The organism is Pseudaeromonas paramecii, assembly GCF_039540575.1.
Taxonomy (GTDB): Bacteria; Pseudomonadota; Gammaproteobacteria; order Enterobacterales; family Aeromonadaceae; genus Pseudaeromonas; species Pseudaeromonas paramecii.
The window spans coordinates 65,720-80,982 of the sequence record NZ_BAABFC010000012.1 but is presented as its reverse complement, the minus strand read 5'-3'; the positions used below and the strand labels follow the sequence as shown (position 1 = coordinate 80,982).

Here is a 15,263-nt window from a genome sequence, read left to right as displayed (position 1 = left end):
GAGTGTGTGGGAGTATCAAGACGGGGTGGCAGTATAGCAAAACCCCCTCCCCCTAACAACGCGCAAAAATTTAGCAACCCACCAGCATGCAAGATATGCGTTGGGTCAACTTTTGTTGGCTTCCTTGACCTGTTGCCATGCTTCTTCCATCTCGGCGAGGCTGTGATCGGCCACAGAACGACCCTGGCTGCTCAAGCGTTGTTCAACCTGGCGAAAGCGCGCCTCAAACTTGTCGTTGGCCTGCCGCAGCACCTGCTCGGGATCGTTTTTCAGGTGGCGCACCAGATTGACGGTGGCAAACAGCAGATCCCCCAGTTCCTCGGCCACCGCCGCCGGATTGACCTCGGCCGCCTGCACCTCCGCCAGCACCTCGTCGATCTCCTCACGGACCTTGTCCACCACAGGCGGCAGTGTGCCCCAGTCAAAGCCCACGGTGGCGCAGCGCTTCTGGATCTTGTAGGCCCGGGAGAGGGCCGGCATGGCGCGGGGAATGTCATCCAGTACGCTGGTGGCGGCGGCGTCCTTTTGCTGGCGTTCCCGGGCCTTCTCGGCCTCCCAGTTGGCATTGACTGCCGCCGTGTCGGCAAACTCGGCGTCACCGAACACATGGGGGTGACGACGAATGAGCTTCTCCGAGACGGTGGCCACCACATCGTTGAAGTCAAACAAGCCCTGCTCGCCCGCCAGCTGGCAGTAGAACACCACCTGGAACAGCAGATCCCCCAGCTCACCCTGGAGGGCCGCCAAGTCCTGCCGCTCTATGCTGTCGGCCACCTCGTAGGCCTCCTCCAGGGTATAGGGCACCAGGCTCTGCAGGGTCTGCTTGCGATCCCAGGGACAGCCGGTCTGCGGATCCCGCAGCCTGGCCATGATGGCCAGCAGATCGTTCATGGCAGCAGTATGGACGTTGGACATGACAACTCCTTGGCAAACAAAACGGGGGCCAGGCCCCCGTGGTGATGTGAGTGAAGATTACAGCCGTTTGGCACTGATGACATCGTTCATCTGGCTGAGCTTGGCGAGCATGCGGTTGAGCGCCTCTATGTTGTAGATCTCCATGTCGATGTCGATGTCGGCACTCTGCTGCTTGAGGTTGGAGCGCGAGCGCATCCCCAGCACGTTGATCTTCTCGTTGGCGATGATGGTGGTGATGTCCCGCAACAGGCCCGAACGGTCGTTGGCGGTGATGCGCACCGTCAATGTGTAGCCGCCGGAGTAGTTCTCCCCCCATACCGCCTCGATCAGCCGCTCCGGGTTGCGCCGGGACAGCTCCTTGAGCTGTTCGCAGTCCTCTCTGTGGATGGAGATGCCGCGGCCCTGGGTGATGAAACCGACGATGCTGTCACCGGGGATCGGCTGGCAGCAGCGGGCGATGTGGGTCATCAGGTTGCCCACCCCCTGCACCACTATGTGCCCCTTGGGCTGCTGACTCTGCACCCGCTGCTGGCTCTTCTGCTCCAGCTGTTCCAGCAGCTTCTTCTCTTCTTCCTCGACGCTCGGCTTGTTCAGCTTGCCCTCGAGGAAGTTCATGATCTGGTTGATGCGGATGTCGCCGGCACCGATGCCGGCCAGCAGATCCTCGTGCTCCTGCACGTTGTAGCGGGCGTACAGCTCCTTGAACAGGTGCGTCTGCTGCTCGCGGGAGAGCTGGAAGCCGTGGCGTTCCATCTCCTTTTCCAGCTGCTCCTTGCCCGCCAGCATGTTCTTGTCCCGATCCAGGCGGCGGAACCAGGAGATGACCTTGGCCCGGGCCCGGCTGGTGCGCAGGAAGCCCATGTTGGGGTTCATCCAGTCACGGCTGGGGTTGGGCTCCTTCTGGGTGATGATCTCCACCTGATCGCCGGTCTGCAGCTGGTAGGTGAAGGGCACGATGCGGCCATCCACCTTGGCGCCGATGCAGCGGTGGCCCACCATGCTGTGGACCTGATAGGCAAAGTCCAGCGGCGTGGCGCCGGCGGGCAGGTCCACCACATCCCCCTTGGGGGTGAAGACATAGACCCTGTCCTCGAACACCTGGGTGCGCAGCTCGTCCACCAGGGAGCCGGACTCCACCATGTCTTCCTGCCAGGCCAGCAGCTTGCGCAGCCAGGCGATGCGATCCTCGTAGGCCGAATCCTTGCCCGAGATGGTGCCTTCCTTGTATTTCCAGTGGGCGGCGATGCCGAGCTCAGCATCCTGATGCATCTGATCGGTGCGGATCTGGATCTCCACCGTCTTGCCGTCCGGGCCCAGCACCACGGTATGAATGGACTGGTAGCCGTTGGGCTTGGGGTTGGCCACGTAGTCGTCGAATTCGCGGGGAATGTGATGCCAGTGGGTGTGGACTATCCCCAGGGCGGCGTAGCAGTCCTGCAGGCGGTGGGTGACGATGCGCACCGCCCGCACGTCGAACAGATCCGAGAAGCTCAGGGTCTTCTTCTGCATCTTGCGCCAGATGCTGTAGATGTGTTTGGGCCGGCCATACACCTCGGCCTGGATGCCGGCATCCAGCAGAGCCTGGCGCAGGTCGGCGACGAAGCGCTGTATGTAGTGCTCCCGGTCGATGCGCTTCTCGTCCAGCAGCTTGGCGATCTGCTTGTAGGTGTCCGGATGCAGGTAGCGGAAGGAGAGATCTTCGAGCTCCCACTTCAGCTGGCCTATGCCCAAGCGATTAGCCAGGGGCGCGTAGATGTTGCTGATCTCCTTGGCCACCAGCACCCGGGTCTCCTCGTCGGCATGCTTGACCTCCCGCAGGCAGGCAATCCGCTCCGCCAGCTTGATCACCACGGCCCGCACGTCTTCCACCATGGCCAGCAGCATGCGCCGCACGTTGTCGATCTGGGTGTCGGAGACGTCCCCGGTGTTGAGACTCTGCAGGAAGCGGATGGCCTCCATGTCCACCACCCCGCGCAGCAGCTTGGCGATGGTGGCGCCGTAGGCGGCCTCCACCTGCTCCAGGGTCAGGTGCTTGCTCTCCAGCAGGGGATAGAGCACGGCGGCCTTGAAGGTATCCAGATCCATGTGCAGCATCTGCAGTATGCCCACCATCTCCGCCGCCCGGTTTACCAGCCGTTCGGCCTCCGCCGGGTTGGCCGACAGTTCCTGCTGACAGAACTCGAACACCCCTATCAGGGTCTGTCGATCCTCCGCCGAGAGCGGCAGGGTCGCCGTCCACGCCTGGAGATTGAAACCTGTCTTGAGGTGGGTATCCCGTACCGCAACCATGTGCCTATCCTTTTTGTTGTTCTGACCGCTCAAACAGCAGTATGGACTCCACATGTCCCGTGTGAGGGAACATGTCCAGCATGCGCCAGCGTACCGCACGATAGCCTGCGGCCTGCAAGGGCGCGCAATCCCGGGCTGCCGTCACCGGATTGCAAGAAACATACACAATTCGCCGGGGCGCCAACCGGCACAGGTGCCCTATGGTCTGCCATGCCCCCGGGCGAGCAGGATCCAGCAGCACCAGATCGAAGCCCTCACGCGCCCAGCTCTGGCCGGTGAAATCCTCCGCCAGATCGGCGCAATAGAAGCGGGCGTTGTCGATGCCGTTGGCCCGGGCATTCTGCCGGGCCCGCTCCACCATGGCCGGCACCCCTTCGACCCCCACCACCTCGGCACAATGACGGGCCAGCGGCAGGGTGAAGTTGCCCAGGCCGCAGAACAGATCCAGCACCTTGTCATCCGGGGTCGGCGCCAGCCACTCCAGCACGGTGGCCACCAGGGCCTGGTTGACCCTGTCGTTCACCTGCAGGAAGTCGCCGGGCAGGTAGTTAAGCCGCACATCCGCCACCCCATAGGCCGGTGCTTGGGCGGCCTGCAAGGGCTCGGCTTCCCCGTCGGTCTGCAGGTAACAGTCCAGCTCATGCTGCTGAGCAAATTGCACCAGCAGCTGCCGGTCGCCCTCGCTGGGCTGCCCATTATGGCGCACCAGGAGCAGGGGTCTGGCATCCGTGTCATATAGTTCGATGTGGCCCAGATCGCGAAAGCCCTTGAGGCGATTGATGAGGACGCGCAGGGGTTCGATCAAGGCCGACAGCCGCGGTGCCAGCACGGGGCACTGACTCACCTCGACCAGCTCGTTGCTCTGCCGACGACGAAAACCCAGCCGGGCCAGGCGCGCCTTCTTGTCATATTTGACGGCCAGCCGGCAGACCCGGCGATAGCCCATGGCCTCGCCCTGGATCACCGTCTCCGGCTCAGGTAACTCCATCTGGGCCTGGCGGGCAAACAGCTCCCGGATACCGGCCATCTTGGTCTGCTGCTGCTGGGGCACCGGCATGTGCTGCAGGGTGCAGCCGCCACACTGGCTGTAGTGCGGGCAGAAGGGCGCCAAGCGCTGATCCGCCGGACGCAGCACCTTCTCCAGCCGCGCCAGGGCGAACTGCTTCTTCTCGTCTTGCAGGCTGACCTGCACCTCTTCGCCAGGCAGGGCTCCCTCGACGAAGATGGCCTTGCCCTGATGGCGGGCTATGCCCACGCCGTGCAAGTCCAATTGGCTCACAGTGAGGGTCAGGCGCCCCTGGGGACGGGCTTTGGGCTGGGGCTTGAAAAACTGGGCCATAGTACTTGGTGCCTCAGGGTGGCTATGTCATGATGAGCGGGTTTTACGGCCCTGCATTGTCCCACAAGAAGCCTGCTATGACCAAATACGGCCTGCGTGCCCGGGTGCTGGCCTTCACCCTGCTCCCCACCCTGCTCATCGGCGGCCTGCTGGCCGGCTACTTCAGCTTCCACCGTTACCAACAGGTGGAAAACCAGCTCATCGAACAAGGCATCAACATCATAGAGCCCCTGGCGATCGCCAGTGAGTACGGCATGCAGCAGAGCTCGCGGGAGGGCCTCAAACGCCTCATCGGCCTCAGCCACCGCAAGAACAGCCCGCTTATCACCTCCATCGCCGTGTTCAACCCGCAGAACGAGCTGTTCGTCACCTCCAACTATCACAGGGCCTTCGTGCGCATGCGCCTGCCGGCGGGCAGCCCCATCCCGGAGCTGACCAGCGTGGAGCGCCACGCGGACTACATCATCATCCGCACTCCCATCATCGCCGAGGCGAGCCTGGAGTCAGAGCTCACGAGCGAGAGCGGACCGCCCAAGCCCCTGGGCTATATCGCCCTGCAGCTGAACACCGACCGCGCCCTGGTGGTGCGTTACCGGGACGGCGCCCTGGCCCTGCTGGTCTGGCTGCTGGGGGTGGGGCTGAGCATCTACTTCGGCGTCAACCTGGTGAACGTGGTGATCAACCCCATCAACCGCATGGTGCGGGCCGTCTACCAGATCCGCGAGGGCCGGCTGGATACCCGGGTGCGGGGCCAGATGAACGGCGAGCTGGACATGCTCAAGAACGGCATCAACGCCATGGCCAAGGCCATGGCGGAGTACCATAACGAGATGCAGATGAACATAGACCAGGCCACCTCGGATCTGCGGGAGACCCTGGAGCAGATCGAGATCCAGAACGTGGAACTGGACATGGCCAAGAAGCGGGCCCAGGAGGCGGCGCGGGTCAAGTCCGAGTTTTTGGCCAACATGTCCCACGAGCTGCGCACCCCGCTCAATGGCGTCATCGGCTTTGCCAAGCAGTTGATGAAGACGCCCCTGACCCCCAATCAGAGTGATTACCTGGGTACCATAGAGAAGTCGGCCAAGAGCCTGCTGAACATCATCAACGACATCCTCGACTTCTCCAAGTTGGAGGCCGGCAAGCTGCAGCTCGAGGAGATCCCCTTCAGCCTGCGGGATCACCTGAACGAGACCATGACCCTGCTGGCCCCCAGCGCCCACGACAAGGGGCTGACCCTGTCGGTACGGGTGGACAGCCAGGTGCCGGATCTGCTGCTGGGGGATCCCCTGCGGTTGCAACAGATACTCACCAACCTCACCGGCAATGCCATCAAGTTCACCGAGCGAGGCAACGTGGATGTGCACATAGGCCGGCTGGGCAACCCGAACGAACAGAAGCTGCGGTTGTGTACCCGCATCCGGGATACCGGCATCGGCATGTCGCCCCAGCAGCAGAGCCAGCTGTTCCAGCCCTTCAACCAGGGTGACAGCTCCATCACCCGCCGCTACGGCGGCACCGGACTGGGGCTGGTCATCACCCAGAAGCTGATCCAGCAGATGGGCGGTCAGATCGAGGTGCGCTCCCAGGCTGGCCAGGGCTCCGAGTTCATCTACACCCTGGATCTCAAGGTGGCCAGCCAACCCGCCCTGGAGAACAAGGGGGTGGCCGCCCTGGCGGAGCAGGCGGTGATCCTGGTGGAGCCGGATGACTGGAGCCGACAGGCCACCGGCGAGCTGCTGGCCGAATGGCAGATGCAGGTGCAGGCGGTCCGCCACTGGGAAGAGGCCCAAATGCCTGGGGATACCGAGCCCTGGCTGCTGCTGGGTCTGGGCAGCCAGCCGGATCTGGCGCAGACCCAGCGCCTGCTGGAGGCCCTGCCCATAGCGCCGCAGAAGCGCATCCTGCTGGTGAACTCCCACGACCCCGGCCTGCTGGCCCAGCTGTTGGCCCTGGGTGCCGCCCACTGCCTGAGCAAACCCGTGCCGCACGGCAAGCTGATCGCCGCCTTCAATCCGGGAGGCGATCCCCAGGTTCCCCTCGCACTGCCCGAGCGCCGGACCAGGCTGCCGTTGAGCGTCTTGGCGGTGGATGACAACCCGGCCAACCTCAAGCTGATCGGCGCCCTGCTGGATGAAAGGGTCGAAGAAGTTCACAGCTGCCAGAACGGACGTCAGGCGGTGGAGCTGGCCCAACGGGTGGAGTTCGATCTCATCTTCATGGATATCCAGATGCCCATCATGGACGGCATCGCCGCCACCCAGGCCGTGCGCCAGGAGGGCTGTAACCAGCACACCCCCATCATCGCCGTGACGGCCCATGCCATCCCGGGGGAACGGGAACGGTTGATCGCCCAGGGGATGGACGATTACCTGGCCAAACCCATCGACGAGAGCCAGCTTGAAGAGGTCCTGCAACGCTATCTGCCCACGCCCCGCCAGCCGCCTCTGCTGGACTGGCCCCTGGCCCTGCGTCAGTCTGCCGGTAAGCCAGATCTGGCCCGCCAGATGCTGGAGCTGCTCTGGCAGACCTATCAGGAGCTGCAGTCGGTCTGGCCGTCGGCGGAGCCGGAGGCCTGCCTGGCGGCCGTCCACAAGCTGCACGGCGGCTGCGCCTACTGCGGGGTGCCGCGGTTGCAACAGCACTGTCAGACCCTGGAGAGCGCCTTGCACGCCGGCGACACCCCGACACAGCTGGAGCCGGAATGGCTGGAGCTCACGGACCTGATGACCCAGTTGCAGCAAGAGATACAGGCCCTGGGTTCAGCCGCACCACTGGAGTCCTAGTCGTCGTCCCTGCCGGTAATCCTTCGCGCTTCGCATAACTTTCTGTCGTGTGAAGGGGGACGCGGCCTGGCGTAAAATGGCCGGCCGATAACCTATTTACCTTTCTCCAACAAGGGACTCCCGATGAAACGTCTACTTGCGCCGGCCCTGCTGTTGCCGGTTCTGCTTACCGCCTGCTCCAGCGATCCCGGCCTGTCCGAACAGTACCGTTACACCCCGCCCACTGTAGTGGCCACCAACAACACCAGCGAGATGGACAAGCCCTACGATCTGGCCTGGGCCCGGGCCGAGCGCTGGTTTGCCGACAAGCAGCTGCCACTGCAATCCAACGCCCGCAGCTCAGGCCTGCTGGCCGCCGAACAGACCAACTTTGCAGACGGCCTGGATTACCTGGACTGCGGTAGTGGTGGCAGCAAGGTCGCCATCGAGGCGCCGACCCTGCGGGTGAACCTCATCATCACCGAAAACCTGGGCAAGACGGTGGCCACCGTCAACGTCAAGGGCAGCACCAGCGTCTCCTTCATCGACAGCGATGGCAGCCATGTGCCGGCCCCCTCCATCACCCCGGTCTGTGTCTCCAACGGCAAGTTGGAAGAGGAGCTGATGGCCGCCCTGGCGGACTGAGCTGGCGACACCTTTCGCAATACAAAGAACCCGGCCAAGGCCGGGTTCTTTGTTTGTAAGAAAAGCAGGGGCGTCAGACTTATCGACGCCATCCTGCCGATAGTGGTAGTGGAAACAGACAGTCACACTGACATCGTCAGCATCAATCACCAAAATAGAGCAAAGACACCATTTTAGCTCCCTGTCGCGACTCAGCTTACAGACCAGGATCCTGCACGAAACGCAACATCAGGCGGGTGCTGTCGGCAATCTGGGATTGAATGCGGCCTGGGAAAACCTCCTCCATCCGATCCAGGCGATCATATTGGGTATGCCAGATCTTGCCCCACTGGGTTTCACTGTCCCGATCACAAGCACTCTTGCTGTCGGCGTCATAACAGTCCCAGAGGGCCGCATTGGTGGTCTGGGAATAGCCGTCATACCCGTCCTCACCATTGATGCCGAAGTTGGTCGCCTCCAGATAGGCCACCGGAATGCCCTGACAGGCAAAGGCCGCATGATCGGACCAGGAGCCGGTCTCACCCTCGGGGTATCCCGGAAAACTGGGATGCAGCACGAATGGCGTCATGTCGCCTTGCTGGGACAAGCTGATCAGCCGATCCCGTACCTTGGGGTCGAAACTGTAGCGGCTGGCATCGTCACAGCCGTACTCGCCCTCGTCCGAATGGGCGGAATGGACATACAGTATGTCGCCCCCCACCGGGGTATCCAGATTCACCATGGCGAGGATCTGCGTCAGTTGCTCGCTGCTCAAACTGGCGACATACGCCTCCGAGCCCTTGGTTCCCACCTCTTCGGCGCCAAAGAACACCATGCGGACCGTATAGGGCAGCGTCTTGCCAGCGACCGCCTCTGCCACCGCCAGCAGGCTGGTCACCCCGGCCCCGTTGTCGGTCGCCCCCTCGGAGCCGACGGATACCCCAGTGCTGTCATAATGAGCGCCCAGCACCACCACCTGGTCACTCTGTCCGGGCAGGGTCACCACCACATTTTGTGAACTCATCTCGGTGCCGCGGCGGGTGTAGCTGAAGGCTTGCAGCTCCGGACTATAGCCCCAGCCGGTCAGCTTATCCTGGATCCACTCCGCCGTCCGGGTCTCGGCCTCGGTGCCGGTGGCCCGCGCGCCTATCCCCACACTGCCATCACTCAGCTCCACCAGATAATCAAACGCCTTGGAGCCCGCCTCGACAGCCGGATCCGTCGTCTGTGTGGCATCCTCCTGACACCCCAGCAGGCCAACCAACGTGAGTGAGAGCAGCAGTAACGTCTTGTTCATGAATACTTCCTTTTGATGATGGCGATGACCTCCGGCCGATCGCCCAGCTGATGCGAGAAAACAACGCCTGCCAGCGGACTCAACCGAGCAGGTTGATGCGTTAAAGCAAGAAGAAGACCAAGTTGGTAAGTTTCTGCAAAGAGAATGTAGGCTCCCCATAACCCCGCCGGCTGAGCAAAAAAAAGCGGCCCGAAGGCCGCCTGTGTTGCTGTCTGACTTAGAGCCCCTGGCGGGCCTCCAGCATCAAGCGCTTCATTTCGGCCACCGCCTCGGTGAGACCGGTGAACACGGCCCGGCCTATGATGGCATGGCCGATGTTGAGCTCCACCATCTCGGGGATGGCGGCGATGGGCTTGACGTTCTGATAGTGCAGGCCATGGCCGGCATTGACCTTGAGCCCCTTGCCATGGGCGTAGGCCGCCGCTTCGCGGATGCGCGCCAGCTCGGCGGCCTGCTCGGCCTCGCTGGTGGCATCGGCATAGCGACCGGTGTGAATTTCGATATAGGGGGCGCCACAGGCCACCGCCGCATCGATCTGGGCATGATCGGCATCAATAAACAGGGAGACCTGGGTACCGACTGCCGCCAGGCGCGCCACGGCATCCTGCATGACGGCCAGCTGACCGGCCACATCCAGACCACCTTCGGTAGTGACCTCCTGGCGCTTCTCCGGCACCAGGCAGACAAAGTGCGGCTGAATGCCGCAGGCGATGGTCAGCATCTCCTCGGTCACCGCCATCTCCAGGTTCATGCGGGTTTGCAGCGTTTCTTTCAGCACCCGCACGTCCCTGTCCTTGATGTGGCGGCGATCTTCGCGCAGGTGGATGGTGATGCCATCGGCGCCGGCCTGTTCGGCCAGGGCGGCAGCAAACACGGGATCCGGATAATGGGTCCCCCGGGCATTGCGCAGGGTGGCCACGTGGTCGATGTTCACGCCAAGCAGGATGTTGCTCACTCCATTGTCCTCTTCATGCTAGTGGAAAACAGCTCCCGGCTCCGCAGGGGTCGGTCGCCCAGATAAGGTTTCAGCGCCAGACGGCACAGCCGCTTGGCGGTGGTCAGGCACTCGCTTGTCTCCAGCCGATCCGCGGCCATGGCCAGCAGGTGCGCCCCCGGCAAGCGCTCGGCCGCCGGTGTCGCCACGGTAGCCAAGGTCAGCCCCAGCTCGTGGCGATAGCAGTAATCGGTCTCGGCCAAAACAGGCTCGCCATCGGCGGTCTGCTCCAGCGCCACGCCGTAGCCCAGGGCCTGCAGCAGAGCCAGCTCGAAGCGCCGCAACACTGGCTGGGGATCGCTGGCCACCGCCAGCCCTGCCAGACTCTGCACATAGCGGCTAAACAGACCAGGATAGGGGGTGTGTCGCTCCAGCAGGTAATAGAGCAGCTCGTTGAGGTAGAGGCCGCTGAACAGGGCGGTGCCTTGCAGCGGCACCGGCAGGGCCAGCGGCTCCAGCCGCTCCAGGGTCTTGAGATCCCCGGCGCCGCGCCAGCGGATCTGCAGCGGCACGAAGGGCTGTAACAGGGCCTTGTGGCCGGATTTCTGCCGGCGGGAACCGTTCGCCACCAGGCCGAGTCGGCCATGCTCCTGGCTGAACAGTTCCACCAGCTGGCTGCTTTCCCGGTAGGGGCGCACATGCAGCACCAGCGCGGTCTGAAAACCGGTGTCAGTCTTCGCCATAGCCCAGGCTGCGCAGCGCCCGTTCGTCGTCGGCCCAGCCGGACTTGACCTTGACCCACAGCTCCAGGAACACCCGGGTGTCGAACAAGCGCTCCATGTCGAGGCGGGCCTCGGTGCCGATCTGCTTGAGCTTCTCGCCCTTGTTGCCGATCACCATCTTCTTCTGCCCTTCCCGCTCCACCAGGATCAGACCATGGATGTGGAACAGGCCGTCATCCTCCACCTTGAAGCGCTCGATCTCCACGGTGACGGAATAGGGCAGCTCCTCGCCCATGAAGCGCATCAGCTTCTCGCGAATGATCTCCGCCGCCATGAAGCGGGAAGAGCGGTCGGTGATGTAATCCTCGGGGAAGTAGTGCTCCCCCTCCGGCAGCTGCTTGCGGGCCAGCTCGCGGATGGTCTCCACATTGGTGCCGGATTTGGCGGAGATGGGCAGTATCTCGGCAAACGCCATCTGCTGGCCCAACCACTGCAGGTGCGGCAGCAGGGTCGCCTTGTCTTCGATCTTGTCCACCTTGTTGACCGCCAGCACCACGGGGCAGCGCAGTGCCTTGAGCTTGTTCAACACCATCTCATCATCGGCGGTCCAGCGGGTCCCCTCCACCACGAACACCACCATCTCCACGTCCCCCAGGGAGCTGGTGGCAGCGCGGTTCATCAGACGGTTGATGGCCCGCTTCTCTTCGATGTGCAGGCCGGGGGTATCGACGAAGATGGTCTGCCAGGCCCCCTGGGTGTCGATGCCCAGGATGCGGTGGCGGGTGGTCTGGGGCTTCTTGGAGGTGATGCTCACCTTCTGGCCCAGCAGCTTGTTCAGCAGGGTGGACTTGCCCACATTGGGGCGCCCCACGATGGCCACGAAGCCGCAGTAGGTGGTCTCTTGTTCACTCATAGCAATTGCTCCAGGGCCCGTTCGGCCGCGGATTGTTCCGCCTTGCGTCGGCTGGAGCCGATGCCGATGATCTCGATCGGCAGCCCCTCCACCTCGCACTGGACGGTGAATTCCTGATTGTGGGCCTCGCCCTTCACCTTGAGCACCACATAGGTGGGCAAGGGCTTGCGTTGGCCCTGCAGCAGCTCCTGCAGCCGGGTCTTGGGATCCTTCTGATCCACGCCGGGACGGATCTGCTCCAGTCGTTCGGCATACCAGGAGAGCAGCAAGTCACGGGTGCGCTCCATCTGGCAATCCATGTAGATGGCACCGATGATGGCCTCTACCGCATCCGCCAGTATGGACTCGCGACGGAAGCCGCCGCTCTTGAGTTCACCGGGACCGAGGATGAGGTAATCCCCCAGCTCGAACTCCCGGGCCAGCTCGGCCAGGGTCTTCTCCCGCACCAGGGTGGCGCGCATCCGGCTCATGTCCCCTTCGCTGACCTCCGGGAAGCGGAAGAACAGCGCCTCGGCAATCACCATGCTGAGGATGGAGTCACCCAGGAATTCCAGGCGCTCGTTATGCTTGGCCCCCGCACTGCGGTGGGTGATGGCCCGCACCAGCAGCTCCTCTTTCTGGAAGCGATGGCCCAACTTGCTTTGCAAACGGTCTAACTTGTTGTCGATCACTGGATACTGCCTATGCGGTCAAAACGTACGCCAGTCGGCACCCAGCCCGGCAGCCAGGAGTCCGGCGTGCGATCAAATTCAAAACTCATCCAGATGGCGACCGCGCGGCCCATCAGGTTGCGTTCGGGGACAAATCCCCAGAAACGGCTGTCGGCACTGTTGTCACGGTTATCCCCCATGACGAAGTAGTGTCCTGCCGGCACCACCCACTGGCCCACCGGCAGGCCATCGAGCCGATGATAGGCCGGCTGCTTAGCCTCTTCGGTGATGGCCGGGGTCTGCAGTATCTGGTGATCCACAGTGCCCAGATGCTCGCTGAAGCGAGCCATGGGCAGGGTCACCTGGCCCAGGTTGCCGCCATTGACCGTCTGACTGAAACTGCCCTGCTCCAGGAAGCTGTGCGCCACCGGTGCCAGGGGCGCGCAGTCCTGGCCGGATGGGCAAGCCGGCTCAATCAGCAGCTGTTTGTCGGCGGTATACACCACCTTGTCGCCCGGCAGCCCCACCACCCGCTTGATGTAATCCACCCGGGGGTCTTCGGGGTACTTGAACACCACTATGTCACCCCGCTTGGGGTGACCGGTGGGGATCAGGGTATGGTTCTCGATGGGCTCCTTGATGCCGTAGGCAAACTTCTCCACCAGGATGAAGTCGCCGATGAGCAGGGTGGGCATCATGGAGCCGGAGGGGATCTGAAACGGCTCGTAGACGAAGGAGCGCAGCACCAGCACGGCGGCAATCACCGGGAAGATGCCCTTGCTCTGCTCGATCCAGACCGGCTCGGCGGTGAGCTTGTCGATGGTGGCGGCATCCAGGGCATTGCCGGCGGCCCGTTCGGCGCGGGCCACCTTGGCCAGTCGCGCCTTTTGCAGCCACAGGCTGTCCAGCAACCAGACCAAGCCGGTGAGGGCGGTCACCGCCACCAGGATCAGCGAGAATGTGTTGGCCATGTTACTCCTTACCTACGTGCAGGATTGCCAGGAAGGCCTCCTGAGGCACGTCCACCCGCCCCAGGGACTTCATGCGCTTCTTACCTTCTTTTTGCTTGTTCAGCAGCTTCTTCTTCCGGCTCACGTCACCACCGTAACACTTGGCCAGTACGTCCTTGCGCATGGCCTTGACGGTACTGCGGGCGATGACGTGGTTGCCGATGGCCGCCTGAATGGCGATGTCGAACATCTGCCGCGGGATCAGCTCGCGCATCTTCTCCACCAGCAGACGCCCGCGGGACTGGGCGTTGTCCTTGTGGGTGATGATGGCCAGGGCGTCCACCCGCTCGCCGTTGATCATGATATCCAGCCGCACCATGTCCGCCGGTTCGAAGCGCTTGAAACCGTAGTCCAGCGAGGCATAACCCCGGCTGGTGGACTTGAGGCGGTCGAAGAAGTCCAGCACCACCTCGGCCATGGGGATCTCATAGGTCAACGCCACCTGGTTGCCGTGGTAGACCATGTTGGTCTGCACGCCGCGCTTCTCGATACACAGGGTGATGACGTTGCCCAGATACTCGGTCGGCACCAGGATGTGGCACTCGGCGATGGGTTCACGGATTTCGGTGATGTTGTTGACCGCCGGCAGGGCCGCCGGGCTGTCGATGTGCACCACTGAGTCGTCGGTCTGTGCCACCTCGTACACCACAGTCGGCGCCGTGGTGATGAGGTCCAGATCGTACTCCCGCTCCAGCCGCTCCTGGATGATCTCCATGTGCAGCATGCCCAGGAAGCCACAGCGGAAGCCGAAGCCCAGGGCGGTAGAGTTTTCCGGCTCATAGAACAAGGAAGCGTCGTTCAGGGAGAGCTTCTCCAGGGCGTCGCGGAAGGCCTCGTAATCGTCGGAGGAGATGGGGAACAGGCCGGCATAGACCTGGGGCTTGACCTTCTTGAAGCCTGGCAGCGGCTTGTCGGCACCGTGCTTGGCCAGGGTCAGGGTATCCCCCACCGGGGCACCGTGGATGTCCTTGATGCCGCACACCACCCAACCCACCTCTCCACAGGAGAGGCCGTCGGTATCCTTCTGTTTGGGAGTGAAGATCCCCAGGCGATCCACGCCCCACACCTGGCCGGTGCTCATCACCTTGATCTTGTCGTTCTTCTTCAGGGAACCTTGCTTGATCCGCACCAGGGAGACCACCCCCAGGTAGTCATCGAACCAGGAGTCGATGATCAGGGCCTGCAGCGGTGCCGCCGGATCCCCCTCCGGGGCCGGGATCTTGGCGACGATCGTCTCCAGCACCTCGTCCACCCCCAGGCCGGTCTTGGCGGAACAGCGGACGGCGTCGATGGCATCGATACCGACTATGTCCTCGATCTCTTCGGCCACCCGTTCCGGCTCGGCCTGGGGCAGATCGATCTTGTTAAGCACCGGCACCACCTCGAGATTCATCTCCATGGCGGTGTAGCAGTTTGCCAGAGTCTGTGCCTCAACCCCCTGACCGGCGTCCACCACCAGCAGCGCCCCTTCACAGGCCGCCAGGGAACGGGATACCTCGTAGGAGAAGTCCACGTGGCCGGGCGTGTCGATGAAGTTGAGCTGGTAGGTTTGCCCATCCTTGGCCTGGTAGTTCAGGGTCACACTCTGTGCCTTGATGGTGATGCCACGCTCCCGTTCGAGATCCATGGAGTCCAGCACCTGTTGCTGCATCTCACGGTCGGAGAGCCCGCCGCAGATCTGGATAAGACGGTCCGACAGGGTCGACTTACCGTGGTCAATGTGGGCAATGATGGAGAAGTTACGAATCTGTTTCATCGGATAAATTTCGGTTAATAGGGAAGGTCGCCTGACAATAGACGCGAGA

General features: G+C 62.9%; 12 protein-coding genes. 2 read left to right on the top strand and 10 right to left on the bottom strand.

Annotated elements, in window-relative coordinates; translation table 11 throughout:
• Positions 1-105 precede the first annotated feature (105 nt).
• From mazG to rlmD, 3 genes are read right to left on the bottom strand one after another with little or no spacing between them, the layout of a single operon-like run.
• Positions 106-915: a nucleoside triphosphate pyrophosphohydrolase gene (mazG, locus tag ABD847_RS08975; RefSeq protein ID WP_345012151.1), complete on the bottom strand. Its 810-nt coding sequence runs from the start codon at positions 913-915 to the stop codon at positions 106-108.
• Positions 916-972: 57 nt separating this feature from the next.
• Positions 973-3,204, bottom strand: a complete 2,232-nt coding sequence (relA, locus tag ABD847_RS08970; RefSeq protein ID WP_345012149.1) for a GTP diphosphokinase — start codon at positions 3,202-3,204, stop codon at positions 973-975.
• A gap of 4 nt (positions 3,205-3,208) precedes the next feature.
• Positions 3,209-4,543, bottom strand: coding sequence for a 23S rRNA (uracil(1939)-C(5))-methyltransferase RlmD (rlmD, locus tag ABD847_RS08965; protein WP_345012147.1), 1,335 nt, complete (start codon positions 4,541-4,543; stop codon positions 3,209-3,211).
• 77 nt (positions 4,544-4,620) lie between these two features.
• Between rlmD and barA the strand changes: the two genes are divergently transcribed.
• Together barA and ABD847_RS08955 are read left to right on the top strand one after the other, a co-directional pair.
• The gene (gene barA, locus ABD847_RS08960) at positions 4,621-7,329 is read left to right on the top strand and encodes a two-component sensor histidine kinase BarA (RefSeq protein WP_345012145.1); all 2,709 of its coding nucleotides are present in this window, start codon (positions 4,621-4,623) and stop codon (positions 7,327-7,329) included.
• 123 nt (positions 7,330-7,452) lie between these two features.
• Positions 7,453-7,953: a hypothetical protein gene (locus tag ABD847_RS08955; RefSeq protein WP_345012143.1), complete on the top strand. Its 501-nt coding sequence runs from the start codon at positions 7,453-7,455 to the stop codon at positions 7,951-7,953.
• A gap of 196 nt (positions 7,954-8,149) precedes the next feature.
• Here the strand turns inward: ABD847_RS08955 and ABD847_RS08950 are convergent, their stop codons facing one another.
• The 7 genes from ABD847_RS08950 to lepA form a co-directional block, all read right to left on the bottom strand.
• The gene (locus tag ABD847_RS08950; protein ID WP_345012141.1) at positions 8,150-9,229 is read right to left on the bottom strand and encodes a M28 family metallopeptidase; all 1,080 of its coding nucleotides are present in this window, start codon (positions 9,227-9,229) and stop codon (positions 8,150-8,152) included.
• Positions 9,230-9,446: 217 nt separating this feature from the next.
• Positions 9,447-10,184, bottom strand: a complete 738-nt coding sequence (pdxJ, locus tag ABD847_RS08945) for a pyridoxine 5'-phosphate synthase (protein WP_345012139.1) — start codon at positions 10,182-10,184, stop codon at positions 9,447-9,449.
• Positions 10,181-10,906 (bottom strand): DNA repair protein RecO, encoded by a 726-nt coding sequence (recO, locus tag ABD847_RS08940; protein ID WP_345012137.1) that lies wholly within the window; start codon positions 10,904-10,906, stop codon positions 10,181-10,183. The genes pdxJ and recO overlap by 4 nt, the downstream gene beginning before the upstream one ends.
• Positions 10,893-11,798 (bottom strand): GTPase Era, encoded by a 906-nt coding sequence (era, locus tag ABD847_RS08935; RefSeq protein WP_345012135.1) that lies wholly within the window; start codon positions 11,796-11,798, stop codon positions 10,893-10,895. The genes recO and era overlap by 14 nt, the downstream gene beginning before the upstream one ends.
• Positions 11,795-12,466 (bottom strand): ribonuclease III, encoded by a 672-nt coding sequence (gene rnc, locus ABD847_RS08930; protein WP_345012692.1) that lies wholly within the window; start codon positions 12,464-12,466, stop codon positions 11,795-11,797. The genes era and rnc overlap by 4 nt, the downstream gene beginning before the upstream one ends.
• Complete coding sequence (lepB, locus tag ABD847_RS08925) at positions 12,466-13,419, bottom strand: signal peptidase I (RefSeq protein ID WP_345012133.1); 954 nt, start codon at positions 13,417-13,419, stop codon at positions 12,466-12,468. The genes rnc and lepB overlap by 1 nt, the downstream gene beginning before the upstream one ends.
• Before the next feature lies 1 nt (position 13,420).
• Entirely contained in the window at positions 13,421-15,214 is a 1,794-nt protein-coding gene (lepA, locus tag ABD847_RS08920) for a translation elongation factor 4 (protein WP_345012131.1), read from the bottom strand.
• Positions 15,215-15,263: the final 49 nt, after the last annotated feature.